Genomic DNA, 22,924 nt, shown 5'->3' with positions numbered 1-22,924 from the left:
ATGTTGGATTCTGTCCTGCTGGAGGCGTGGGGGAGCGTCAGCCCGCCGACTCCGCCGCGTGCGGGCTGAGCGCGCCGACCGACACCAGCACGATGACCAGGATGCCGAGCGCGATGCGGTACCAGACGAACGGCATGAAGCTCTTGGTCGAGATGAACTTCATGAACCACGCGATGACCGCGTACCCGACCACGAAGGCCACGATCGTCGCGAAGATCGTCGGCCCCCACTCCACATGCCCGCCCTCCAGCGCGTCCTTGGTCTCGAACAGGCCGGACGCCAGCACCGCGGGGATGGCGAGGAGGAACGAGTAGCGGGCCGCGGCCTCGCGCCGGTAGCCCATGAAGAGGCCGCCGCTGATGGTGGCGCCGGAGCGGGAGACGCCCGGGATGAGGGCGCAGGCCTGGCAGAGGCCGAAGATCAGGCCGTCCCGGACGCCCAGGTCCTCCAGGGACTTGCGCTGGGTGGGCGCCCGGTGCTTGCCGCCGCTCTCGTCGCGCGCGGCCATCCGGTCGGCGATGCCGATGATGACGCCGACCACGATCAGCATGGTCGCGGTGATGCGCAGATCGCGGAACGGGCCCTCGATCTGGTCCTTGAGGGTGACGCCGAGCACACCGATCGGGATCGAGCCGACGATCACGAGCCAGCCCATCTGGGCGTCGTGGTCACCGCGCATCGCCTTGTTCGTCAGCGAGCGGAACCAGGCCGAGATGATCCGCCCGATGTCCTTGCGGAAGTAGATCAGCACGGCCGCCTCGGTGCCGATCTGGGTGATCGCCGTGAAGGCCGCCCCCGGGTCCTTCCAGTCGAAGAAGGCCGCCGTCAGCCGCAGATGCGCGCTGGAGGAGACGGGGAGGAACTCTGTGAGCCCCTGGACGAGTCCGAGGATGAGGGATTCAAACCAAGACATGAAGGTACGGAGTCCAAGCGCTGATCGTGGGAGGAGCGACGGGCACACCGAGCCGCCGGGCCACGGTGATCACAGGTGCGGAGGGCAGCCTAGCGTCCGGCGGTGACAGGCCCGCCACAGGGGCTTCGGGGGAACGTGGTGACCAGGGTGTGAGAAGCCCCCGTGAGCTGGGGTACGACCTGTTGACCGGTCATAGTCCCGCCGCTTAGGTTGCTGCGGAGAGAAAGCGCTTGCTGGTCGGGTGGCAGGCGTCGGCGCTGTCCGCCGTTCGTAAGAGGAGTGCTGATCACGCCCATGTCCCCCCTCACTCCCTTCGAAGGTCGCCGTATCCGCGCGGCCGTCATCGGCACCGGCGCCATCGCGCGCGGCTCCCATCTGCCCGCGCTGGCCGAGCTCGCCGAGGAGGGCGAGACCGAGGTGGTCGCCGCGGTCGACATCGATGCCACGGCCGTCGAGGAGTTCTGCACGGCGGGCGGCATCCCGCACGCCTACACCGACCTCGACCGCATGCTGCGCGAACAGCGGCCCGACCTGGTCACCATCTGCACCCCGCCCACCCTGCACCGCGAGCAGAGCATCGCCGCGCTGCGCGCCGGGGCCTGGGTCTGGTGCGAGAAGCCGCCGGTGCCGACGCTGGCCGACTACGCCGCCGTGGAGGCGGAAGAGGGTGTGGAGAACGGTCCATACTCCTCCATCGTTTTCCAGCACCGATTCGGTTCAGGAACCCGCCATGTGAGCCGTCTGCTCGCCGAGGGAGCCCTCGGCAGACCGCTCGTCGCCCACTGCCAGACCACCTGGTACCGCGACACCGCCTACTACTCCGTGCCCTGGCGTGGCCGCTGGGCGACCGAGGGCGGCGGTCCGGCCATGGGCCACGGCATCCACCAGATGGACCTCATGCTGGACCTGCTGGGCCCGTGGAGCGAGGTGCGCGCCATGGCCGCGCGGCTGGTGCACGACGTGGAGACCGAGGACGTCTCCACCGCCCTGGTCCGCTTCGCGAACGGCACCATGGCCACGATCGTGAACAGCGTCCTGAGCCCCGACGAGGTCAGCCGCATCCGCATCGACTGCGAGCGCGCGACCGTCGAACTCACCCACCTGTACGGCCACTCCAACGCGAACTGGCACATCACACCGGCCGCGGGCGTGCCGGGCGAGGAGGCCGACACCTGGCGGGACTTCGGCCCGGACGTGCCCAGCTCGCACCTGGAGCAGCTGCGCGAACTCGTCGCCAGCATGCGGGCCGGCGAACGCCCGCGCAGCAGCGGCGCCGACGGGCGCACCAGCCTCGAACTGGTCGCCGCGCTCTACAAGTCGGCGTTCACGGACGCCACGGTGAAGGCCGGCGAGATCGGCCCCGGCGACCCGTTCTACACGGCCATGCACGGGAACGCGCCCGGCTGGGCCCCCGCGGCCACCGCCCCCGCCGTCGGCGAGGAGGTGCCCGTATGAGCGCGCTGCGCATCGTCCACGCGCACGGCGACCGCATCACCGTCACCGACCCCGCCACCGGCGTCGAGCTGCTCGCGTACGTCTACCGCCCGGAGGCGGCCTGGGAGGCGCCCAAGCCGTACATCCACCCGCTGCGGACCCTGGCCGGGGACGTCGTCACCGACTACCGCCCCAACGACCACCGCTGGCACAAGGGCCTGTCCCTGACCGCGTCCCATGTCTCGGGCGCCAACCTGTGGGGCGGCAACTCCTACGTGCACGGCGAGGGCTACCTCGAACTCCCCGAGCGGGTCGGCTCGATGGCCCACGTCGCCTTCGACGAGCTCGCCGCGCACGACGACCGGGTCGTCATCGCCGAGCGCCTCACCTGGCACCCCTACAGCGGCGAGCTGTGGGCCGACGAGCGGCGCCGGATCGAGATCCACGACGTCGACGCCGAGTCCGGCTCCTGGGCGCTGACCTGGACGAGCGCCATCACCAACCGGCGCGACGAGCCGCTGCTCTTCGGCAGCCCGACCACCGCCGGACGCGAACTCGCCGGGTACACCGGCCTGTTCTGGCGCGGCCCGCGCGCCTTCCGGGACGGCCGGATCACCGCCCCGGACGCCGAGGGCCCCGGCCTGCTCGGCGCGCAGGCCCCCTGGCTGGCCTTCTCCGGCGAGCACGACGGCACCGACGGCCACGCCACCCTCGTCTTCGAGCACGCCCCCGAGAACGACCACCTCGGCACCCAGGGCGCCCACCCGGCCCACTGGTTCGTCCGCAACGACCCGTTCGCCGGCGTGGCCCCCTCCTGGGCCTTCTACGACGAACTCGCACTCGCCCCCGGCGCCACCCTCACCCGCCGCTACCGCGTCGTCGTCGCCGACGGCGCCTGGCAGCGCGAGGAGATCGCCAAGTACCTGGAGACCCACCCCTGGTGACCTCCTACGAAGGGCTCCCCGGCGGGGTCGCCGTGTCGCACCTGTGCGTCTACGACTGGCCCGCCGCCGACGGCCTGCACGGCGGAACGCCCCATGTGCACCTGACCTGTTCGGAGGCGTACGTCGTCACCGGCGGCCGGGGTGCCGTGCAGACCCTCACGACGGCCGGGTACGAGGTCACGCCCCTCGTACCCGGCACGGTCGCCCGGTTCACGCCGGGCACCGTCCACCGGCTGGTCAACGAGGGCGAGCTGCGCATCACCGTCCTCATGCAGAACAGCGGGCTGCCGGAGGCGGGCGACGCGGTGCTGACGCTGCCCCCGGAGTACCTGACCGACCCGGAGACGTACGCCGCCGCGACCACGATCCCGGCGGACGCGCCCGAGGCGGAACGGGAGCGGATCGCCCGGGCCCGGCGCGACCTCGCCCTGGAGGGGTACCGGCTGCTGCGGGAGGCGGAGGGCCCGGAGGCGCTGGCCGCGTTCCACCGGGCCGCGGCCGCCCTCGTACGGCCTCGGCTGGCTGACTGGCGGGAGCGCTGGCGTGCCGGTGCCGCGGCCGCCGCCGCGGCCACGGAGGAGCAGCTCGACCGTCTGGAGAGGGGCGACCTCTCCCACCTCGCGGACGCCGTCGTACGGTCCGAACAGCCCTCGGAGCGCGGCAAGTTCGGGATGTGCGGGCGGTTGGACGTCTACCGGGGCGCCTGAGAATCCCGGTCCGTCGCGACATCGGCGGTGGCCGCGTCTAGCCTGGAGTCATGGCGACGGTGCAGGTGGGCGGCGTGGAGATCGCCTACGACCGCGTCGGCCAGGGACCTCCGCTGGTCCTCGCGCACGGCGCCGGGGACGCCGCGCGGATATGGCGGCCGCAGCTGACCGGACTGGCCGACGAGTTCACGGTCGTGGCCTGGGACGAGCCGGGCGCCGGACGTTCCTCCGACCTGCCTGCCGGCTTCACCCTCGCGGACTACGCCCTCTGTCTCGCCGCGGTGATCGAGGACGTGGGACTCGGTCCCGCCCACGTCGGCGGACTCTCCTGGGGCGGAACGGTCGTGCTGGAGCTGTACCGGCACCGTCCGGAGCTGGTGAAGACCCTGCTGTTGGCCGACACCTACGCCGGCTGGAGGGGCTCGCTGCCGCCCGAGGAGGTGGCCCTGCGGGTCGAAGGCGCGCGGCGGATGCTCGCGGTACCGCCGGAGGAGTTCGACCCGACGCTGCCGGGACTGTTCGCGGGAGAGCCACCGCCCGAGTACGTGCCGATGCTCGACGCGATGGCGCGGGACGTGCGCCAGGCCACCATGGGGGCGCAGCTGCTCCTGATGGCCGAGGCGGACCAACGAGACCTGCTGCCGCAGATCGGGGTGCCGACCCTGCTCCTGTGGGGCGAACTCGACGTGCGGTCACCCCTGGAGGTCGCCCGCGCCTTCGAGGCGGCGATCCCGGACACGGAGCTGGTGGTGCTGCCCGGCGCGGGGCATGTCAGCAACCTCCAGGCACCCGAGCGCTTCAACCAGGCCGTCCGCGCGTTCTGCCGCGCACACCGCTGACCGGCCGCGTCCTCACGCCGCCGTCGGCCCCGCCACCGTCCAGCCCGGAGCCTGCGGATGGGCGCTCAGGTCCTCGTGGCGCACGGCGTCGCCGCAGGCCTGGCAGACGACGACCGGGAGCAGTTCGTTGCCGCACGCGTGCTCGACGACCATCGGCCGGTTGTCGTCCTCGCGCAGATGCCGGTCGCCCCAGGCCATGAGGGTCACCAGAACCGGCTCCAGCTCCAGGCCCGCCCGAGTGGGCCGGTACTCGAAACGCTGCGGCCGCTCGCTGTAGGCACGCTTCGTCAGGATGCCGGCGTCGACGAGCCGGCGCAGGCGGGTCGCGAGGATGTCGCGCGGGGCGCCGATGTTGCGCACCAGCTGGTCGAAGCGGCCGTTGCCCAGGCACACCTCGCGCAGGACGAGCAGCGAGTACTTCTCGCCGACGAGCGCCAGGGCGTCGGCGATGGAACAGGGGCGCGGGTCTTTGGTGGCGGCCATGAGCCCGATTCTAGGGGAGGGTTTGATTTTCCAACTCACGGAGCTATGGTGAGTTTGGATTTCCTACTGACCGGTAGCTGTCTGGTGACCGCGGAGGCCGCACCATGCGTGACGCAGTGATCGTCGAAGCCGTACGCACCCCCATAGGCAAGGGCAAGCCGAACGGCTCCCTCGCGCACGTCCACCCCGTCGAGCTCCTCGCCCACACCCTGCGCACCCTCGTCGAGCGCTCCGGCGTCGACCCCGCGCTGATCGACGACGTCATCGGCGGCACCGTCGACCAGGTCGGCGAGCAGGCCATGAACACCACCCGCTACGCCGCCCTGTCGGCGGGCTTCCCGGAGACGGTCCCGGCGACCACCGTGGACCGCCAGTGCGGCTCCTCCCAGCAGGCCGTGCACTTCGCCGCGCAGGGCGTGATGGCGGGCGCGTACGACCTCGTCGTGGCCTGTGGCGTGGAGTCGATGAGCCGCGTGCCGATGTGGTCCAACGTGCCGCCCGGCAAGGACCCCTTCGGCCCCGGAGTCGCCGAGCGCTTCCCCGAGGGGCTCGTCCCGCAGGGCATCAGCGCCGAACTCATCTCGGCCAAGTGGTCGATCACGCGTGAGCAGATGGACGCCTTCGCGGTGTCCTCGCACCACAAGGCGGCCGAGGCGTGGTCCGCGGGCCTCTTCGACGCGGAGGTGGCTCCGCTGGACGGGGTGGCGCGGGACGAGTGCGTACGACCGTCCAGCACGACCGAGATCCTCGCCGGCCTCAAGCCCGCCTACTACGACCCCGCCTTCGCCGAGCGGTTCCCGCAGATCGAGTGGAACGTCACGGCGGGCAACGCGAGCCCGATCAACGACGGGGCGTCGGCCGTGCTGATCACGTCCAGTGAGACGGCTGCCCGTCTTGGGCTGCGGCCGCTGGCGCGACTGCACAGCTTCGCCGTGACCGGCTCGGACCCGCTGCTGATGCTGACCGGGGTCATCCCGGCCACGGAGAAGGTGTTGCGGCGGGCCTCACTGTCGCTGGACGACATCGACCTGTTCGAGGTCAACGAGGCGTTCTCCAGCGTGGTGTTGGCTTGGCAGCAGGAGACCGGGGCGGATCTGGGGAAGGTGAATGTGCACGGGGGTGCGATCGCTATCGGGCATCCGTTGGGGGCCAGCGGTACGCGGCTGACGACGACGCTCGTGCATGCGATGCGGGAACGCGGGGCGCGGTATGCGTTGCAGACCATGTGTGAGGCGGGTGGGCTCGCCAACGCCATGGTGCTTGAGGCTGTTTGAGCGGGTGCGGGTGCGTGGGGGCTGGTCGCGCCCACGCGGCGGAGCCGCAAATCGATACAGCCCCGCGCCCCTGACCTGCGTCCCGCGCGCCCGGTGTTTTCAGCGGCTCCGCAAGTGATGGCGCTTGCGCCAGGCCACCGCTGCCCCCACCAGTGCTGGTACGGCGATCGCGGCCATGGCGATGAGGAAGGCCGGGGACGTCGGTGTCGACGCGCGGGCCCCCGCCACCACGTACGCCGCCGTGTTCGGTATCGAGCCCAGGGCCGTCGCCAACAGGAACGGGACGTAGCCCATGCGGGAGACCGCGGCGCAGTAGTTCGCGGCGGCGAAAGGCACGCCGGGGAACAGCCGCACCGCCAGCATCGAGCGGAAGCCGTGCCGGCTCAGCTGGCCGTCGGCCGCCTTCAGCCAGCGGCCCCGCAGCAGTGGACGCAGGGCGTCCTGGCCGAGGATGCGGCCGAGGGCGAAGGAGATGCCGGCCCCGAGCACCGTGCCCCCGAGGGCGGCGCCCAGCCCCAGCTGGGTGCCGAAGAGGGCGCCCGCGGCCAGGTTCAGCAGGGGGCGCGGTACGAACGCCACCGTGCACAGGCCGTACGCCGCCGCGAAGACCAGGGCCGCCGCGGCCCCGCCCAGCTGGGGTGGCCAGCCGTCCGCCAGCAGCCGCTGTGGCTCGAACAGCAGCACGGTCGCCCCCGCAGCCACGAGCAGGGCGACGAGCAGGGACAGCCGTGACCAGGGCGAGAGCAGCACTCTGGAGCAGCGGGCAGCGAGACCGACCGGCAGGGGTGCGGTGAGCGCGAGCTCCGTGGCGGTGGCCGGGGGAGTGGCCGTGGCGGTGCCGCCAGAGCGGGTGGTGGCATCGAGCATCCGGTGACACTAACCGACCGATGTGTGTGATCGCCGTATGGTTCGTCTCATGAGCGTCACAGGTGTGGGATCTCCCTCACTGCCGCGCAGCACTCTTGCCGACACCGTGCTGGAGCGGCTCACGGCCACCTACGGGGCCGCGGCCGACCCCGCGCGGGCCGAGCCCATGCGCGCGTACATGAAGGACGTCGCCCCCTTCCTCGGCCTCACCACCCCCGTTCGCCGGGCCCTTTCCCGCACCGTCGTGGAGGGCATGCCGCGGCCCGACGAGGCCGACTGCACGGCCGTCGCGCTGCGCTGCTGGCGGCTGCCCGAGCGCGAGTACCAGTACTTCGCCGTCGACTATCTGCGCCGCCACGCGCGCGTGCTGTCGTCCGGCTTCCTGCCCGTGGCCCGGCACCTGGTCTCCACGGTCCCCTGGTGGGACACCGTGGACCTGCTGGCCGCTCACGTCGTCGGCGCCCTCGTCGCCGCCGACCCGGCGCTCAAGGCGGACATGGACGCCTGGATCGTCGACGACGACCTGTGGATCGCCCGTACCGCGCTCCTCCACCAGCTCCGCTACAAGGAACGCACCGACACCGAACGCCTCTTCACCTACTGCCTCCACCAGTCCGGACGCCCCGACTTCTTCATCCGCAAGGCGATCGGCTGGGCACTGCGCGAGTACGCCAAGACCGACCCGGAGGCCGTGCGCGGCTTCCTCGCGCGGGAGAAGGGCCGCTTCGCGCCGCTGTCGGTGCGGGAGGCGTTGAAGAACATCGGGGCGTGAAGTCCCGTACGGGGAAAAATCGTTCGACGTCGGGCCGGGTGTCGGCAATGATCGACGCCATGTTCCGGCACGCCTTCCTCCTCGCAGCATCCGCAGTCGCGGATGCGCCGAAGGCTGCCGTTCCCGTCTTCCTGACAGCCGTCGACGGCGCCCGAAGCTGACCCTCTCCGGATCGTCCGGCGGACCCCGCAGGGGGAGGGTCGGCAAGTCCTTGGGGTCCCCGCTTTCCTGACGAAGAGACTTCGAGGTACAGCCATGCCCAAGACGGCATACGTGCGCACCAAACCACATCTGAACATCGGCACCATGGGTCATGTCGACCACGGCAAGACCACCCTGACCGCCGCCATCACCAAGGTCCTCGCCGACCGCGGCGCCGGCACCTTCGTCCCGTTCGACCGCATCGACCGGGCCCCGGAGGAGGCGGCGCGCGGCATCACCATCAACATCGCGCACGTCGAGTACGAGACCGACACCCGGCACTACGCCCACGTGGACATGCCGGGCCATGCCGACTACGTCAAGAACATGGTCACCGGCGCCGCCCAGCTCGACGGGGCGATCCTCGTCGTCTCCGCGCTCGACGGGATCATGCCGCAGACCGCCGAACACGTCCTGCTCGCCCGGCAGGTGGGCGTCGACCACATCGTCGTCGCCCTCAACAAGGCCGACGCGGGCGACGAGGAGCTCATCGACCTCGTCGAGCTGGAGGTCCGCGACCTGCTCACCTCGCAGGGCTACGGCGGGGACACGGTCCCTGTCGTACGGGTCTCCGGACTCAAGGCGCTGGAGGGCGACCCGCGGTGGACGGCGTCCATCGAGGCGCTGCTCGACGCGGTGGACACGTATGTGCCCATGCCGGAGCGGTACTTGGACGCGCCGTTCCTGCTGCCCGTCGAGAACGTGCTCACCATCACCGGCCGGGGGACGGTGGTCACCGGTGCGGTCGAGCGGGGGATCGTGAAGGTGGGTGACCGGGTCGAAGTGCTCGGTGCCTCCGTGGACACCGTGGTCACCGGCCTGGAGACGTTCGGCAAGCCCATGGAGGAGGCGCAGGCCGGGGACAACGTGGCGTTGCTGCTCCGCGGGGTTCCGCGGGATGCCGTACGGCGTGGGCACGTTGTTGCCGCGCCGGGTTCCGTCGAGCCGCGACGGCGGTTCACGGCGCAGGTGTACGTGTTGTCCTCGCGTGAGGGTGGGCGTACGACGCCGGTCGCGACGGGGTATCGGCCGCAGTTCTACATCCGGACCGCGGATGTGGTGGGGGATGTGGACCTTGGTGAGGTGGGAGTCGCTCGGCCTGGGGAGACGGTTGCGATGACCGTTGAGCTGGGGCGGGAGGTGCCGTTGGAGCCCGGTCTTGGGTTCGCCATTCGTGAGGGTGGTCGGACCGTAGGGGCTGGGACCGTGACCGCCGTCGTGTGAGGGGCTGAGGTGTGCGGGGGGCTGCGGACCGGTTGTGGCTGGTCGCGCCCACGCGGCGGAGCCGCATATGGACACAGTCCCGCGCCCCTTCAGGGATGTCCACTGAAGGCACAATGGACAAGTGACCGAAGCCATCCCCGTCGCCCGTGCCGTTGATCACGGGTTTGCCAAGCTCATGCCCGACGTCGATCGCAAGCGGGCCTGGCTGCTCACCGTCGACGGGGCGCCTCAGTCGTATGTCGATCTGGACGAGCCGACGCATCTCGAGTTCGAGTACGCGCGTCGGCTCGGCCATGTCCTGGACATCACAACCGACCCTGGACAGCCGCTCGACGTGCTGCATCTCGGAGGCGGGGCGCTCACCCTGCCCCGGTATGTGGCGGCGACCCGGCCGGGCTCCCGGCAGGACGTCGTCGAGGCCGATCAGGGGCTGCTGGAGCTCGTCGTGGAGCATCTGCCGCTCCCCGACGGCTCCGGCATAGCGCTGCACGCCGCCGACGCGCGTACGTGGCTGGAGGGGGCGCCCAGTGACTCCGCGGACGTGCTCGTCGCCGATGTCTTCGGGGGCTCGCGGGTGCCCGCGCATCTGACGTCCGTGGGGTATGCGCGGGAGGCGGGCCGGGTGCTGCGGGACGGGGGCGTCTACCTGGCCAACCTCGCCGATGCCGCGCCGTTCGCGTTCCTGCGCTCCCAACTGGCGACCCTGGGGACGGTGTTCGAGGAGCTCGCGCTGATCGCCGAGCCGGGGGTGCTGCGCGGGCGGCGGTTCGGGAACGCCGTGGTCGTCGCCGCCCGGCATCCCCTCGACACCGCCGCGCTGGCCCGGCGCACCGCCGCGGACGCCTTTCCGGCCCGGGTCGAGCACGGGGACGCCCTGCGGATGTTCACGGGCGTCGCGCGGCCCGTGCGGGATGAGGACGCGGTGCCGTCACCCGAGCCCCCCGACGGGGCGTTCGGCATCGGCTGAGTCCGTGCCGGCGGGCTGCGTCATCACCGTCCTGCTGCCGGTCCGGCGCAGGTTGCGTACGTCGGGGACACAGAGGACCGCCGCCGTCACCAGCACGACCAGCGCCGCGCAGCCCCACAGCGCGTGGGAGCGGCCGAACACCGACTCCGCCGGGCCGGCCAGCGCCGTCGCCAGCGGCACCATGGCGACCGAGCCGAACCAGTCGTACGCCGAGACCCGGGACAGCTTCTCCTCCGGGATCTCCTGATGGAGCGCGGTCATCCAGCTCACCGAGAAGACCTCGAGCGTCACGCCGGTCAGGAACATCACCGCGCACAGCACCGGGACCGACACCGGCACGGCGAGGGCGGCCGAGGGGAAGGCGTACGGAAATACGCAGAGGGTGCCGACGAGGAGCAGGCGGCGCGGCTTCCAGCGGGTCATCAGCAGGGCCCCGCCGACCGTGCCCGCGCCGAAGAAGCCCAAGGCCAGACCCCAGGGCCCCGCCCCGCCCAGATGGTCCCGGGCGACGAGCGGACCGTAGACCGCGTCAGCGGCGGCGACGACGGCGTTCGCGAGGGAGAACTGGACGACGATGCCCCACAGCCACGGCCGACCGATGAACTCCCGCCAGCCCTCCCGGAGATCGGACAGCAGACCGTGCCCTGGTGTGCGCGGTGGGATGTGGCTCACGTCGAGGAACGAGCGCAGCGCCCCGGCCAGCGCGAACGCCAGCGCGTCCGCCGCCAGGACCCAGCCCGGACCGATCACGGCGACCATCGCACCGCCCAGCGCGGCGCCGCCCAGGGCCGCGCCCTGCATCGCCATTCTGAACACCGCGAACGCCCGGCTCGCCTGCTCGCCCGAGACCGAGGACATCAGCATGCCCTCGGCGGCCGGGCCGAAGAACGCCTGTCCGGTGCCGCCCAGCGCGGTCAGCAGCATCATCTGCCACAGCCGCGGCTCACCGGCGAGGACGAGTACGGCGAACAGGCCCTGCGAGACGCAGTTGAGGGCGTTCGCCGCGACCATCACCCGGTGCCTGGGCAGCCGGTCCGCCACGGCCCCGCCGATCAGCAGGGACACCACCAGCGGCAGCGTCCGCGCGGCCGCCACCAGGCCCACGTCACCGCCGTCGCCGCCGCTCTCCAGCACGGCGAACGCGGCGGCGATCAGCGCGCCCTGGCTGCCGAGGTTGGTGATGAACGCGGCGGAGGTCAGCAGCGTGTAGTTGCGGCCCGCCCAGTCGGGCATGCGGCGGTGTGTCGAGGCGTCGGCGGAGGTCACCGGCCGACTATCCCCGCCCCGTCCCTCGCATGCCAAACGAATTCCGGCCGGTTTCCTCCGGTCAGCCCGTGGGTTCGCCGTACAGCCGGACCGTGCTGAGGATCTTCTGGATCGTGGCCTCGGGCACCTCGTCACTCACGCCCTTCGCCCCGTACAACGTCCACGAGACGAAATCGCCCGCGGAGTTCTTGAAGGCGAACGTCGTCGCCTTGCCGTCGGAGTCGCACTTGTCCTTCTTCGTCACGCCCGTCGAGTACGTCGTCGCGACGCTGCCCTCGACGCCGGAGGCGGTGGTGTACGACTTCGGCTTGCCGATGGTGAGCAGCTTCTTGGACTTGTCCGTCTGGTCGGTGTAGCCGCCGAACACCCACCACGCCGAGTCGTTGCGGGCCACGTCGGCGGTGTTCTTCGCGCCGTTCTGGCCCTTGGTGCCGGCCGCGGCCAGCGAGGTGTCACTGCTGCTGCCGTCCTTGTTGGCGTCGGAGGTGCACCACTTCTCCTTGAGGTAGGCCGGGGCGGACATGCCGATGAGGACCGAGCCGTCGCCCTTCTTCTCGTCCTCGAAGCCTATGAAGACGCCGGGCGTCTCGACCTTCCAGTCGGCCGGTACGTCGAAGGCGGTGCCCCACTTTGGGTTCACCACGACCTTCCAGCCCGGGATCGTGGGCTGCGCGCCCTCGCCGCCGCGCGGGTCGTCGGCACCGGTGGACGAGCTCGGGCTCGCAGGCTGGGACTTGGACGCGGTGGCGGTCGGGCTCGGGTCGTCGCCCCCGCCGGCCTCGTCGTCCTTGTCGCCGCCCAGGACCAGGAACCCGGTGACACCGGCGGCCACGACGACGGCCAGGGCCGCCACGATCGCCGTGATCTTCGTACGGTTGTCGCCGCCTCCGCCGTTGCCGCCGCTCTGCGCGGGCTGCGGAGCGCCGGGGGCATCCCACTGCGGCTGCTGCTGAGCATAGGGATTGGGCTGCTGGTACCCGGCCTGCTGGTACGGGTTCGGCTGCTGATGTCCCGGCTGCTGGTACGGGTTGTTCTGGTCCTGCGGGTTCTGCTCGCCCCCGGGCGGCTGCTGTCCTGGCCACATGGCCGGTAACCCTAGAGGGGCCGGGAGGCCGGTGCCACGGGGAACCGGAAAGGTTCCGAAGGGTGGACGACCGGCCTCCGGGAGCGGGCGTCAGCCGGTCGGCTCGCCGTGCAGCCGTACCGTGCCGAGGATCTTCATGATGGTGGAGTCGGGGAGTTCGTCCTTCACGCCCGTGGCGCCGTACAGGCTGAACGCCACATAGTCGCCCGCGGAGTTCTTGAACCCGAACGTGACCGCCTTGCCGTCGGTCGCGCACTTGCCCTTGCGGGGCGTGTTCTTGGAGCGGGCCCAGGCGATGCTGCCCTCGACGCCCGACGTGGTCGTGAACTCCTTGGCCTTCTCGTCGAACGTGATGCTCTTCTTGTCCGGCTGCGTGTAGCCGCCGTACACCCACCACGGGACCTGGTTGACCGCGACCTCGTCGGTGTCCTTGGCGCCGTTCGCACCCTTGGTACCCGCGGTGGCGAGGGCGGTGTCCTCGGTGTCACCGTTCTTGTCGTCGTCGGAGGTGCACCACTTCTCCTTGAGGTACGCCGGCGCCGACATGGTGATGATGGGCTTGTCGCCGGCCTTGGCGTCGTCCTTCTCGAAGCCGATGAGCATGCCCGGCGACTCGACCTCCCAGTCCGCCGGGACGTCGAAGGCGGTGCCCCACTTGGGGTTGATGACGACCTTCCAGCCGGGGATCGTCGCCTTCTCCGCCTCGCCGCCGCGCGGATTGTCGTCCGAGCCCGAGGCGGAGGCGCTCGGGTCCGTGGCGGTGGACTTCGACGGGGCCGCCGACCGGCCGCCCTTGCCCGAGCCGCCGTCGGCCTCGTCGTCCTTGTCGCCGCCGAGCACCAGGAACCCGGTGACACCGGCGGCCACGACGACCGCGAGGGCCGCGACGATCGCGGTCACCTTCGTACGGTTGCCGCCCCCGCCGCTGCCGCCGCCCTGCGCGGGCTGCGGAACGCCCGGCGCGTCCCACTGCGTCGGCGGCTGCTGCGGCTGCGGCGGCTGCCCGTAGGGATTGGGCTGCTGATAGCCGGGCTGCTGGTACGGATTGGGTTGCTGGTACCCCGGCTGCTGGTACGGGTTGTTCTGGTCCTGCGGGTTCTGCTCGCCCCCGGGCGGCTGCTGTCCTGGCCACATGGGAGGCCACCTTAGTGGCGCCTGTGCATCGGTTCGGTCACCGACCCTTGTCAGGGACGTAGCAAGTGGAACGGCCCTTGTCAGGAATCCGTCGCCGTGAACACCCGTACCGTGCTCAGCACCTTCTCGACCGTGGCCTGCGGAACCTCGTCCGTCACGCCCTTGGCGCCGACGAACGACCACGAGGCGAAGTCGCCCGCCGAGTTCGTGAACGCGAAGGTCGTCGCCTTGCCGTCCGAGTCGCACTTGTCCCGCCGTACGACGCCGGAGGACTGCGAGGTGGCGACGCTGCCGGTCAGACCGGACGCGGTGGTGAAGGAGGTGACGGGTCCGGTGCTGACCTTCTTGTTGTCGGGCTGGGTGTACAGGCCGTAGACCCAGGCCGCCGAGTCCGCGCGGGCGATCTCCTCGGTGCTCTTCGCCCCGTTGTTCCCGCGCGAGCCCGCACTGGCCAGCGCGGTGTCCTCCGTACGGCCGTCCTTGTCGTCGTCCGACGAGCACCACTGCTTCTTCAGGACGGCGGGCGCCTTCATGGCGACGAGCGGCTTGTCCTCGGGATCGTCGTTCGCGGCTACGTACGACACCCAGTCCGGCGACTCCAGCGCCCAGTCGGCGGGGACGTCGAACGCGACCCCCAGGCCCGGGTTGACCACGACCTTCCAGCCGGCCACCGTCGGCTTCTGCTCGCCGCCGCCGCGCGGGTCGGCGGACGTGGCGGGGGAGGCCGAGGTGGGCGTCGGGTCCGGTCCGGCCTCGTCGTCGCCCCCACCGAGCAGCACGGCCCCGGTCACCGTCGCGGCGACGACAACGGCCGCGGCCAGGGCGATCGCGAGGGTTCTCGTACGTCGGTCACGAGGGTCCCGGCCCTGCGGCGCGGGCGGCTGCGCGGGGACGGTGTACGGGTTCGGCTGCTGGTATCCGGGCTGCCGATAGGGGTTCGCGTGCTGCTGCGGATCGGTGCCGTCCCCCGGCGAGCGCTCTCCTGGCCACATGGGGCGCAAGGATACGACGATCATCACACCGCTCTGGTCAGCAAACGCTACTCGTGGGTAACATGCGGCCATGAGCGCAGACCAGATGTCCATCGGCGAGATGCTTGCCGCCACGGTGCCCATGGCCCGGACCCTGAACCTCGAGTTCCTGGAGACCACGCCGGAGAAGGCCGTGGTCTCCCTTCCGGACCAGGGCGAGTTCCACAATCACGTGGGCGGACCGCACGCCGGGGCGATGTTCACGCTCGGTGAGTCCGCCAGCGGGGCGATCGTGCTCGCCGCGTTCGGGGACCAGCTCTCGCGCGCCGTGCCGCTCGCGGTCAGCGCCGAGATCGCCTACAAGAAGCTGGCCATGGGTCCCGTGACCGCCACCGCGACGCTCGGGCGTCCCGCCGCCGACGTGGTCGCCGAGCTGGACGCGGGGGAGCGGCCCGAGTTCCCGGTGGCGATCGAGATCCGGCGCGGCGACGGCGCGGTCACCGGTGAGATGACCGTCCTGTGGACGCTGCGTCCCAACAGCTGAGAGGAGGGGCGGATCAAGCGGCGAGACGGCGCCGGTCCGCCCCTTCCGCTTCGGCCGTCGCCACGAACTCCTTGAGCCAGGCCAGGAATTCGGGGCCCAGGTCCGGCCGGTCGCAGGCCAGCCGGACCACCGTGCGCAGATAGTCGGCCTTGTCGCCGGTGTCGTAGCGCAGCCCGTCGAAGACGACCCCGTGCACCGTGCCGCCCGCGGCGAGTTCCTGGAGGGCGTCGGTCAGCTGGATCTCGCCGCCGCGGCCGGGCGGGGTGCGCTCCAGGGTGTCGAAGACCGCGGGATCGAGGACGTAGCGCCCGATGGCCGCGTAGGTGCTCGGCGCGTCCCGCCGTGACGGCTTCTCCACCAGGCCGGTGACCCGGACGACGCCGTCCTCTTCCGTGGGTTCGACGGCCGCGCAGCCGTAGAGGTGGATCTGCTCCGGGGGGACCTCCATCAGGGCGACGACCGTGCCGTCGTAGTGGTCGCGGACGTCGAGCATCCGGCTGAGCAGGGTCTCGCGCGGGTCGATGAGGTCGTCGCCGAGGAGTACGGCGAACGGCTGGTCGCCGACATGGCGGCGGGCGCACAGCACCGCGTGGCCGAGGCCCAGGGGCTCGCCCTGCCGGATGTGATGGATGTTGGCGAGGCGAGCAGGGTCGCGCACGGCGTCCAGGCGGACCGTGTCGCCCTTGGCGGCGAGCGCCTGCTCCAGCTCGAAGGCGTGGTCGAAGTGGTCCTCGATGGCGCGCTTGTGGCGGCCGGTGATCATCAGCACGTCGTCGAGACCAGCGGCGGCCGCCTCCTCGACGACGTACTGGATGGCCGGCTTGTCGACGACCGGCAGCATCTCCTTCGGCGTCGCCTTCGTGGCGGGCAGGAAGCGGGTGCCGAGCCCGGCGGCCGGTACGACCGCCTTGCGCACGGTGCGGGTCGAGGCGGGCGCGGCGGGGGCTGCGAGGGTGTGGGGGGCGGTCATGCGGCTCATGCTGGCCGACGGGAATGAGAGCTTCCAGGGAGAACCATGGGAGCGGCCTGTGCGTCCGGCGGCAGTGGCGCGAAGGTTGGAGATTTCGTGTGCCAACCACCCTTACCCGCACACAACTTGACGTCCCTCCGTCCGCGGTTTCGAATGCGGGTGCGGATACCGCCGGTAACTTATCTGAATTCACAGCGTTTTGAACATCGGTCACTCGAACTTCTTGTTTCCTGTGATTCGTATGTGCGAAAGTGAGCGCCCCCTGGTGACCGCTCAGTAGCTGACGCGGCATAGGTATGCACCAATCACGCACCTGCTTTTCCGACGTACGTGCTTTCCCTGCGCGTCCGCGGCTTGGAAGGAAATGGTTCAGTGCAATCCCCTTCCCCCCCACGGCCCCCCTACCCGCCACGCCCAGGAGCGAGCCCCGGAGAGTCCGACCGTAATCTCGTCGCCCAATTGGGCGGCGCCGAGGGCGGCGCCCGCGCGGTTGCCCTGCTGCTCGCCCGGCACTGGCGGGCGACACATGACTACGCGGTCATCTGCCTGGCCTCGTCGTCCGGTTCGGCCGAGCTCGTGGCCGCCGCGGCGTTCCACCGGGTGTTCGGCCGTGCCAACGGCGGCGCCGTACGCCCGCAACTCCTGGCCGCCGTGAGGGAGACGGTGAAGGACTGGGCCGCCGAGGACCGTATTTCCGCGGCTCTGCCGGAACTGGGCAAGCCGACCGGAGGGCGCGGACTGCGTGCGGCGCGCGGTGCCACACCCGAAAGGCGGAAGCTCGCCGAGCGCGCTTTCCAGGCGCTTCCCGGAGCCTCCCAATGCCTGTTGTGGCACATCGAGGTCGAGGCCGAGCCCATATCCGTACCCGCCGGTCTGTTGGGTGTGGACGTCGGCCGCGCGGCGGACGCGCTGGAACAGGCCCGCGAGCAATTCCGGCAGGGCTGCGTCCGCGCCCACCGGGAACTCGCGCCCTCCCAGGAATGCCGCTTCTACAACCGCCTCCTCGACGTCCCGATCCGCCGCGGCGGCGCCTTGTTGCCCGATGTGCAACAGCATCTGATGGAGTGCCGCTACTGCCGGCACGCCGCCGAGCAACTGAGCCATTTCGACGGCGGCCTGGAGGCGCTGCTCGCCGAGACCGTGCTCGGCTGGGGCGCCCGGCGCTACCTCGACTCCCGCCCCGGCCGCGGCGGCACCAGCCAGTCACCGGGCGCCCGCCCACGCGGCGGCCGGCACCGCCCCGCACCGATCCGTCGCCGCGTCGCGCCGCGCCGGCACGCGAAGGCCGTCGCCGTCATCGGCCTGACCTCCCTGGCCCTGCTGGCGACCGTGCTCGCCGCCCGCGGCTGGTCCACCGACAACGGTGTCCCCGAACCGAGCGCCACCTGGGGCGCCCCCAGCGGCCACGACACCGACCCCTCGGTGCGGCCGGGCCCCGTGAGCTCTCCCTCGGCCGCCTCCGCCACCGACCCCGTGGAGATCGGACACGGCAGACTTCGCAACCTCGCCACCGACCTCTGCCTCGACCTCCAGGGCGACACGGCCGCGGACGGGGTCCCCGCGGTCCTCGCCGCCTGCTCCACGGCCGTGTCCCAGCAGTGGTCGTACCAGGACGACGGCCTGCTGCGCAGCCTCGCCGACCCCACCCTGTGCCTCGGCTCCGACCCCGGCAAACGATCGGTCGTCCTGGCCGGCTGCCTGGTGCACGCCGGTGAGGTGCAGTACGACCTCACGGTCCGCGGCGAGATCCTGCTGCGCTGGCACAAGGACCTCGCCCTCGCGTCCGGCAAGGACAGGGAGGTCGTGCTCGTCGACCGGGACGGCGCCGAGGGCCGGCGATGGGTGCTGGAGACGACGGACTCCGCGGTGACGGGAGAGCCGCGGAAGAAGAGCGGGACGGGAGAGAAGGGGAAGCAGGCGGCGCCGGAGGAGGAGAAGGGCGACGGCCGCCTCCCCGCCGTGCCCTCACCGCGGCTGCCCGTCGAACCCCCGAGTGAGGACCGGCCCCAGGGCGACGATCCCGAGCCCTACGAGACGCGCGTGGCGCAGGTCGATCACCGGGAGGAGCCGGAAGCCGGGGTGGTGCCCCGGGTGCCGGTGGAGGTGCCCGCCGTGGTGTCCGAGGTCGTCACCTCCCTCGGTTCCGTCCTTCGCTGAAGATGAGGGCCGCCCCTTCGGGGCGGTCCTTGTTCATTTCATTGACACGAGTCACCAGCGGTCATAGTTTTCGCGCCGCGTCCCAGGCGTTTCTGACCCCGCGTCAAGTCCTTTTTGTCGCAAGTGCGTTCAGATACCGAAGGAGTGACGGCTCATGACCGACCCCGTCTCCCGGCGATCCTCCCTGCGTCTGCTGGGCGGAGCGATCACCGTCGCCGCGGCGGCCACCGGCGGACTCACACCCCCCGCCCACGCCGCGGGCAGACCCGGCCACGGCGCCGGGCCCCGCGTCGAAGGCCTCCTCGCCAAGCTCACCCTCGACGAGAAGATCTCCCTCCTGCACGGCGCCACCGACCCCGCCTCCCTCGGCCAGGCCGGCTATGTCCCGGGCGTCGAACGCCTCGGCATCCCCCCGCTCCGCCTCGCCGACGGCCCCGCCGGCGTCCGCGTGACCAAACACGCCACCGCCCTGCCGGCCCCGGTGATGCTGGCCTCCGCCTTCGACCCGGAACTGGCCCGCCGTTACGGCCGCGTCATCGGCCACGAGGGCCGCGCCCTCGGCCAGGACGTCCTGCTCTCCCCGATGGTCAACGTCATCCGCACCCCGTACGCGGGCCGCAACTTCGAGACCTTCAGCGAGGACCCGCTGCTCTCCGCCGACCTGGTCGCCGCCGAGATCCAGGGCATCCAGGTCGAGGGCCTCGTCGCGACCGTCAAGCACTACGCCATGAACAACCAGGAGAAGGACCGCATGTCCATCGACGTGCGCGTCGACGAACAGACCCTCCACGAGGTCGAACTGCGCGGCTTCGAGGCGGCCGTCGGCATCGGCACCGGCGCGGTGATGGGCGCGTACAACAAGGTCAACGGCACCTTCGCCTGTGAGAACCGGACACTCCTCACCGACGTCCTGCGGGAGCGCTGGGGCTTCGACGGCTGGGTGATGACCGACTGGTTCGCCGCCCACAGCACCCGCAAGGCCCTCGCCGCGGGCCTCGACATGGAGATGCCGGACGGCACCTACTTCGGTACGGCACTGAAGGAGGCCGTCCGGAACCGCAGCGTCCCCGAGCACCACGTCGACCGGTCCGTACGCCGCATCCTCACGACCATGGACCGCTTCGGCCTCCTCGACGGCACCGCCCCGGCCCGTCCGGAGCGCGATGCGAAGGCGGGCGCGGCCGTCGCCCTGGAGGTCGCCAAGGCGGGCGCGACCCTGCTCCGCAACGAGCACGGCACCCTGCCCCTGACCGCCGACAGCATCGCCGTCATCGGCCCGACCGGCTCCCTGCCCTTCGTCAGCGGCGGCGGCAGCGCCCACGTCGTCCCCGACCACGCCGACAGCCCCCTCGGCGCCCTCAAGTCCCGTGCGGCGCACGTGACATACGCTCTCGGCGAGGACCTCTACGGCAAGCCGATCCCCGCGTCCGCGGTCAGCCCCGTCCTCGACAGCGAGGGCCGGCAGATCGCCGCGGGCGAGCAGTGGACGTACGACGGCACGCTCACCCTCTCCGACGCCGACGAGTGGACCTTCGTCCTCCACTTCACCGGCGCGTCCGCCTCCCGGCCCAAGGTGCTCCTCGACGGCGAGGACCTCTTCCCGGTGCTGCCCGGCTACGGCGAGTACTTCGCGGGCGGCCTCGTCTCCACCGCGCCCGACGGACTGCTCGTGCGCCGCAGAACGCTGCAACTGGCCAAGGGCGCACACACGTTGAAGATCACCGCACAGGGCGACGACACCGGACAGACCTTCCGGTTGCGCCGGGTCACCGGGGCGACCCGGGCCGCGGACGTCGCCGAGGCGGTGGCGGCGGCGAAGGCCGCCCGCCAGGTCGTCCTGTTCGCCTACGAGGACGCCACCGAGGGCCAGGACCGCACCACGATCGCCCTCCCCGGCCACCAGGAGCAGCTCATCGAGGCCGTCACCGCGGCCAACCCGCGCACCACCGTCGTCCTCAACACCTCGTCCGCCACGTCGATGCCCTGGCTGGAGCGCACGGGAGCCGTGCTCCAGATGTACTACCCGGGCCAGGAGGGCGCGGCCGCCACCGCCGCCGTCCTGTTCGGCGACACCGACCCCGGCGGCCGGCTCACCCAGTCCTTCCCGACCGACGACGACCACCACCCGGTCGCCGGGGACCCGCGCCGCTACCCGGGCGTGGACGGCGTCGAGGAGTACTCGGAAGGCATCCACGTCGGCTACCGCTGGTACGCCGCCGAGGGCGTAGAGCCGCTGTTCCCCTTCGGACACGGACTGTCGTACACGACCTTCGCCTACGAGGACCTGTCAGCCGAGGCCCACGGCCACGGTCTCTCGGTGTCCTTCACCGTCCGCAACACCGGCCGCCGGGAAGGAATCGCCGTGCCCCAGGTGTACGTGGGACCCTCGCCGCGCCTCCGACTCGACCAGGCGGTACGGGTGTTGGGCGGCTATCGCCGGCTCACCCTGCGGGCGGGGGAGCGCAAGCGGGTCACCGTGCGCGTCGCCGCGCGCACCCTGTCCTCCTGGGACCCGGAACGCCATGACTGGGTGCTCGGGACCGGGCGCCGGGACGTGTGGGTCGGCGCGTCGGCCGGGGATCTGCGGCTGCGGACGCGGGCGGGGGTGGCGCGGTGATACGCCGGATCGCCGTCGCACTGACGGCACTCGCGGCCACCCTGGTGCTGCCCGCGTCGGCCCAGGCCGCACCGGGCGACGTCGTGGTGCGCACCGAAGCGGGCCTGGTGCGGGGTGAAGTCACCACCGAGGGGCGGCAGTTCCTCGGCATCCCGTACGCCGAGCCGCCGGTCGGGAAGCTCCGCTGGACCGCGCCACGGACGGTCCGGCCCTGGCAAGGAGTGCGCGGGGCACAGGACTTCGGCAACAAGTGTGTCCAGGCGGCGAGTTGGGACCCGGGATACGAGCAGCCCTCGTACACCGAGAACTGTCTCGATCTCAACGTCTACGTCCCCGAGGGCGCCCGCCGGAACGCGGTCATGGTCTGGTTCCACGGCGGCGGGCTCACCGCGGGCGCCGGTCAGGACATCGTGCCGGACACGTTCGCACGGCAGACCGGCACGGTCGTCGTGACCGTCAACTACCGCCTGGGGGCGATGGGGTTCCTCGCCACGGCCGGCCTCGACGACGAGGCGTCCGACGGTGTCTCCGGCAACTTCGGCATGCTCGACCAGCAGGCCGCGCTGCGCTGGGTGCGCGTCAACGTCGGCCGCTTCGGCGGCGACCCCAGACGGGTGACCATCGCGGGCGAGTCGGCGGGCGGCCGCTCGGTCTGCACCCAGCTCGCCTCACCCACGGCCAAGGGCCTGTTCCGCGCCGGCATCATCGAGAGCGGGGCGTACGACGACTGCGCCGCCCGCCCGCACGAGACGGCCGTGGCCGACGGCGCCGACTTCGCGCGGAAGCTGGGCTGCGACACCGTCGCCTGTCTGCGCGGCAAGTCCGCCGCCGACATCCTCGCCGCCCAGGGCGACTTCGACTGGGGGCCGGTGACCGGCGGGCGCTTCCTGCCACGGCAGCCGTCCATCGCGCTGGCCCAGGGGGCCGCGGCCGGGGTGCCGGTGATGAACGGCGCGAACCAGGACGAGGGGCGGCTGTTCGCCTTCGCCCGCTTCGACCTCGGCGGCAACCCGCTCACGGCCGAGGAGTACCCGACGATCATGCGGAAGGAGTTCGGAGAGGAGGCCCTCCGGAGCTATCCGCTCGCCGCCCAGCAGTCCCCGACCATCGGCTTCGCCACGGCCTTCGGCGACATGCTCTTCGCCTGCCCGGCGCTCCGGCTCGACGAGGTGCTCGCCGGACGCGGACCGGTCTACGCGTACGAGTTCGCCGACCGCACCGGCCCGCCCTTCGCCTCGCTGCGCAACCTCGGGACGGACTTCGACTTCGGCGCGACCCATGTCAACGAGGTGCAGTACCTCTTCAAGCACTTCGGCCTGGAATCCCCGCTGAACACGGAGCAGCGGGTCCTGTCCCGGCAGATGGTCCAGTACTGGGGGTCCTTCGTGCGGGGCGGGGTGCCGCGGGCGGAGGGACAGCCCGCGATGCCCTCCGGTACCGGGAAGGTGCTCTCGCTGCGGACCGCTTCCGCGGGCGGTAACGCCGTGAGCACGGACGTCCACAGCGCGCATCGGTGCAACCTCTGGGACTCGGCCGCCGTCTCCTAACGGGTAGGC

General features: G+C 71.6%; 21 protein-coding genes. 13 read left to right on the top strand and 8 right to left on the bottom strand.

What is annotated here, in order from left to right:
- Positions 1 to 37: 37 nt before the first annotated feature.
- A complete protein-coding gene (locus IQ210_RS07870) occupies positions 38 to 913 on the bottom strand; it encodes an undecaprenyl-diphosphate phosphatase (RefSeq protein WP_194078107.1) in 876 nt (291 codons plus the stop codon).
- 294 nt (positions 914 to 1,207) lie between these two features.
- Here IQ210_RS07870 and IQ210_RS07865 point away from each other — a divergent pair, with 294 nt between their 5' ends.
- The 4 genes from IQ210_RS07865 to IQ210_RS07850 are packed head-to-tail and all read left to right on the top strand — an operon-like array spanning position 1,208 to position 4,837.
- Positions 1,208 to 2,368, top strand: coding sequence for a Gfo/Idh/MocA family protein (locus IQ210_RS07865; RefSeq protein ID WP_194078106.1), 1,161 nt, complete (start codon positions 1,208 to 1,210; stop codon positions 2,366 to 2,368).
- The gene (locus tag IQ210_RS07860; protein ID WP_194078105.1) at positions 2,365 to 3,291 is read left to right on the top strand and encodes a DUF6807 domain-containing protein; all 927 of its coding nucleotides are present in this window, start codon (positions 2,365 to 2,367) and stop codon (positions 3,289 to 3,291) included. The genes IQ210_RS07865 and IQ210_RS07860 overlap by 4 nt, the downstream gene beginning before the upstream one ends.
- Positions 3,285 to 3,998: a cupin domain-containing protein gene (locus IQ210_RS07855; protein ID WP_194078226.1), complete on the top strand. Its 714-nt coding sequence runs from the start codon at positions 3,285 to 3,287 to the stop codon at positions 3,996 to 3,998. Before IQ210_RS07860 ends, IQ210_RS07855 begins: the two co-directional genes overlap by 7 nt.
- A 50-nt stretch (positions 3,999 to 4,048) precedes the next feature.
- Positions 4,049 to 4,837, top strand: coding sequence for an alpha/beta fold hydrolase (locus IQ210_RS07850; protein ID WP_194078104.1), 789 nt, complete (start codon positions 4,049 to 4,051; stop codon positions 4,835 to 4,837).
- 12 nt (positions 4,838 to 4,849) lie between these two features.
- Here the strand turns inward: IQ210_RS07850 and IQ210_RS07845 are convergent, their stop codons facing one another.
- The gene (locus tag IQ210_RS07845; RefSeq protein ID WP_194078103.1) at positions 4,850 to 5,320 is read right to left on the bottom strand and encodes a winged helix-turn-helix transcriptional regulator; all 471 of its coding nucleotides are present in this window, start codon (positions 5,318 to 5,320) and stop codon (positions 4,850 to 4,852) included.
- 104 nt (positions 5,321 to 5,424) lie between these two features.
- Between IQ210_RS07845 and IQ210_RS07840 the strand changes: the two genes are divergently transcribed.
- On the top strand, positions 5,425 to 6,594 hold the full coding sequence (locus IQ210_RS07840) for a thiolase family protein (RefSeq protein ID WP_194078102.1): 1,170 nt from the start codon (positions 5,425 to 5,427) through the stop codon (positions 6,592 to 6,594).
- Positions 6,595 to 6,693: 99 nt separating this feature from the next.
- On the opposite strand, the gene IQ210_RS07835 is transcribed toward IQ210_RS07840, so the two are convergent.
- The gene (locus tag IQ210_RS07835; protein WP_194078101.1) at positions 6,694 to 7,461 is read right to left on the bottom strand and encodes a TVP38/TMEM64 family protein; all 768 of its coding nucleotides are present in this window, start codon (positions 7,459 to 7,461) and stop codon (positions 6,694 to 6,696) included.
- 49 nt (positions 7,462 to 7,510) lie between these two features.
- On the opposite strand from IQ210_RS07835, the gene IQ210_RS07830 reads away from it, so the two are divergent.
- The 4 genes from IQ210_RS07830 to IQ210_RS07815 all read left to right on the top strand — a co-directional run bounded on the left by IQ210_RS07830 (position 7,511) and on the right by IQ210_RS07815 (position 10,625).
- A complete protein-coding gene (locus IQ210_RS07830) occupies positions 7,511 to 8,233 on the top strand; it encodes a DNA alkylation repair protein (protein ID WP_194078100.1) in 723 nt (240 codons plus the stop codon).
- Entirely contained in the window at positions 8,230 to 8,394 is a 165-nt protein-coding gene (locus IQ210_RS07825; protein ID WP_194078230.1) for a hypothetical protein, read from the top strand. The genes IQ210_RS07830 and IQ210_RS07825 overlap by 4 nt, the downstream gene beginning before the upstream one ends.
- 94 nt (positions 8,395 to 8,488) lie before the next feature.
- On the top strand, positions 8,489 to 9,658 hold the full coding sequence (tuf, locus tag IQ210_RS07820; protein ID WP_194078099.1) for an elongation factor Tu: 1,170 nt from the start codon (positions 8,489 to 8,491) through the stop codon (positions 9,656 to 9,658).
- Positions 9,659 to 9,779: 121 nt separating this feature from the next.
- Entirely contained in the window at positions 9,780 to 10,625 is an 846-nt protein-coding gene (locus IQ210_RS07815; protein ID WP_194078098.1) for a spermidine synthase, read from the top strand.
- On the opposite strand, the gene IQ210_RS07810 is transcribed toward IQ210_RS07815, so the two are convergent.
- The 4 genes from IQ210_RS07810 to IQ210_RS07795 form a co-directional block, all read right to left on the bottom strand.
- Complete coding sequence (locus IQ210_RS07810; protein WP_194078225.1) at positions 10,587 to 11,858, bottom strand: MFS transporter; 1,272 nt, start codon at positions 11,856 to 11,858, stop codon at positions 10,587 to 10,589. The genes IQ210_RS07815 and IQ210_RS07810 overlap by 39 nt on opposite strands.
- A 94-nt stretch (positions 11,859 to 11,952) precedes the next feature.
- Positions 11,953 to 12,975: a hypothetical protein gene (locus IQ210_RS07805; RefSeq protein WP_194078097.1), complete on the bottom strand. Its 1,023-nt coding sequence runs from the start codon at positions 12,973 to 12,975 to the stop codon at positions 11,953 to 11,955.
- Positions 12,976 to 13,065: 90 nt separating this feature from the next.
- A complete protein-coding gene (locus IQ210_RS07800; RefSeq protein WP_194078096.1) occupies positions 13,066 to 14,109 on the bottom strand; it encodes a hypothetical protein in 1,044 nt (347 codons plus the stop codon).
- Positions 14,110 to 14,189: 80 nt separating this feature from the next.
- Positions 14,190 to 15,101 carry a hypothetical protein gene (locus IQ210_RS07795; RefSeq protein ID WP_194078095.1) on the bottom strand — a complete coding sequence of 304 codons (912 nt, stop codon included), beginning with the start codon at positions 15,099 to 15,101 and terminating at the stop codon, positions 14,190 to 14,192.
- Positions 15,102 to 15,186: 85 nt separating this feature from the next.
- Between IQ210_RS07795 and IQ210_RS07790 the strand changes: the two genes are divergently transcribed.
- Positions 15,187 to 15,624, top strand: a complete 438-nt coding sequence (locus IQ210_RS07790; protein WP_079311530.1) for a DUF4442 domain-containing protein — start codon at positions 15,187 to 15,189, stop codon at positions 15,622 to 15,624.
- A 13-nt stretch (positions 15,625 to 15,637) separates the two neighbouring features.
- Here IQ210_RS07790 and galU read toward each other — a convergent pair whose 3' ends face one another.
- Positions 15,638 to 16,594, bottom strand: a complete 957-nt coding sequence (gene galU / locus IQ210_RS07785) for a UTP--glucose-1-phosphate uridylyltransferase GalU (protein WP_228047089.1) — start codon at positions 16,592 to 16,594, stop codon at positions 15,638 to 15,640.
- A 459-nt stretch (positions 16,595 to 17,053) separates the two neighbouring features.
- On the opposite strand from galU, the gene IQ210_RS07780 reads away from it, so the two are divergent.
- From IQ210_RS07780 to IQ210_RS07770, 3 genes are all read left to right on the top strand, one after another.
- Complete coding sequence (locus tag IQ210_RS07780) at positions 17,054 to 18,751, top strand: RICIN domain-containing protein (RefSeq protein WP_228047087.1); 1,698 nt, start codon at positions 17,054 to 17,056, stop codon at positions 18,749 to 18,751.
- Positions 18,752 to 18,905: 154 nt separating this feature from the next.
- Complete coding sequence (locus IQ210_RS07775; RefSeq protein WP_194078092.1) at positions 18,906 to 21,368, top strand: beta-glucosidase family protein; 2,463 nt, start codon at positions 18,906 to 18,908, stop codon at positions 21,366 to 21,368.
- Positions 21,365 to 22,915, top strand: coding sequence for a carboxylesterase/lipase family protein (locus IQ210_RS07770; protein ID WP_322656324.1), 1,551 nt, complete (start codon positions 21,365 to 21,367; stop codon positions 22,913 to 22,915). Before IQ210_RS07775 ends, IQ210_RS07770 begins: the two co-directional genes overlap by 4 nt.
- Positions 22,916 to 22,924: the final 9 nt, after the last annotated feature.

Source organism: Streptomyces justiciae (genome assembly GCF_015163075.1).
In the GTDB taxonomy this organism is placed as follows: Bacteria; Actinomycetota; Actinomycetes; order Streptomycetales; family Streptomycetaceae; genus Streptomyces; species Streptomyces justiciae.
Note: the sequence above shows the minus strand (reverse complement) of the source record. Positions and strands in the feature narration are given on the sequence as shown.

What these genes read in the sequence shown, in the direction of transcription:
- IQ210_RS07845 (WP_194078103.1), bottom strand. Translation starts at nt 5,320, where the DNA reads ATGGCCGCCACCAAAGACCCGCGCCCCTGTTCCATCGCCGACGCCCTG.
- tuf (WP_194078099.1), top strand. Translation starts at nt 8,489, where the DNA reads ATGCCCAAGACGGCATACGTGCGCACCAAACCACATCTGAACATCGGC.
- IQ210_RS07835 (WP_194078101.1), bottom strand. Translation starts at nt 7,461, where the DNA reads ATGCTCGATGCCACCACCCGCTCTGGCGGCACCGCCACGGCCACTCCC.
- IQ210_RS07800 (WP_194078096.1), bottom strand. Translation starts at nt 14,109, where the DNA reads ATGTGGCCAGGACAGCAGCCGCCCGGGGGCGAGCAGAACCCGCAGGAC.
- galU (WP_228047089.1), bottom strand. Translation starts at nt 16,594, where the DNA reads ATGACCGCCCCCCACACCCTCGCAGCCCCCGCCGCGCCCGCCTCGACC.
- IQ210_RS07805 (WP_194078097.1), bottom strand. Translation starts at nt 12,975, where the DNA reads ATGTGGCCAGGACAGCAGCCGCCCGGGGGCGAGCAGAACCCGCAGGAC.
- IQ210_RS07840 (WP_194078102.1), top strand. Translation starts at nt 5,425, where the DNA reads ATGCGTGACGCAGTGATCGTCGAAGCCGTACGCACCCCCATAGGCAAG.
- IQ210_RS07850 (WP_194078104.1), top strand. Translation starts at nt 4,049, where the DNA reads ATGGCGACGGTGCAGGTGGGCGGCGTGGAGATCGCCTACGACCGCGTC.
- IQ210_RS07810 (WP_194078225.1), bottom strand. Translation starts at nt 11,858, where the DNA reads ATGCCCGACTGGGCGGGCCGCAACTACACGCTGCTGACCTCCGCCGCG.
- IQ210_RS07830 (WP_194078100.1), top strand. Translation starts at nt 7,511, where the DNA reads ATGAGCGTCACAGGTGTGGGATCTCCCTCACTGCCGCGCAGCACTCTT.
- IQ210_RS07870 (WP_194078107.1), bottom strand. Translation starts at nt 913, where the DNA reads ATGTCTTGGTTTGAATCCCTCATCCTCGGACTCGTCCAGGGGCTCACA.
- IQ210_RS07790 (WP_079311530.1), top strand. Translation starts at nt 15,187, where the DNA reads ATGTCCATCGGCGAGATGCTTGCCGCCACGGTGCCCATGGCCCGGACC.
- IQ210_RS07865 (WP_194078106.1), top strand. Translation starts at nt 1,208, where the DNA reads ATGTCCCCCCTCACTCCCTTCGAAGGTCGCCGTATCCGCGCGGCCGTC.
- IQ210_RS07795 (WP_194078095.1), bottom strand. Translation starts at nt 15,101, where the DNA reads ATGTGGCCAGGAGAGCGCTCGCCGGGGGACGGCACCGATCCGCAGCAG.
- IQ210_RS07860 (WP_194078105.1), top strand. Translation starts at nt 2,365, where the DNA reads ATGAGCGCGCTGCGCATCGTCCACGCGCACGGCGACCGCATCACCGTC.
- IQ210_RS07775 (WP_194078092.1), top strand. Translation starts at nt 18,906, where the DNA reads ATGACCGACCCCGTCTCCCGGCGATCCTCCCTGCGTCTGCTGGGCGGA.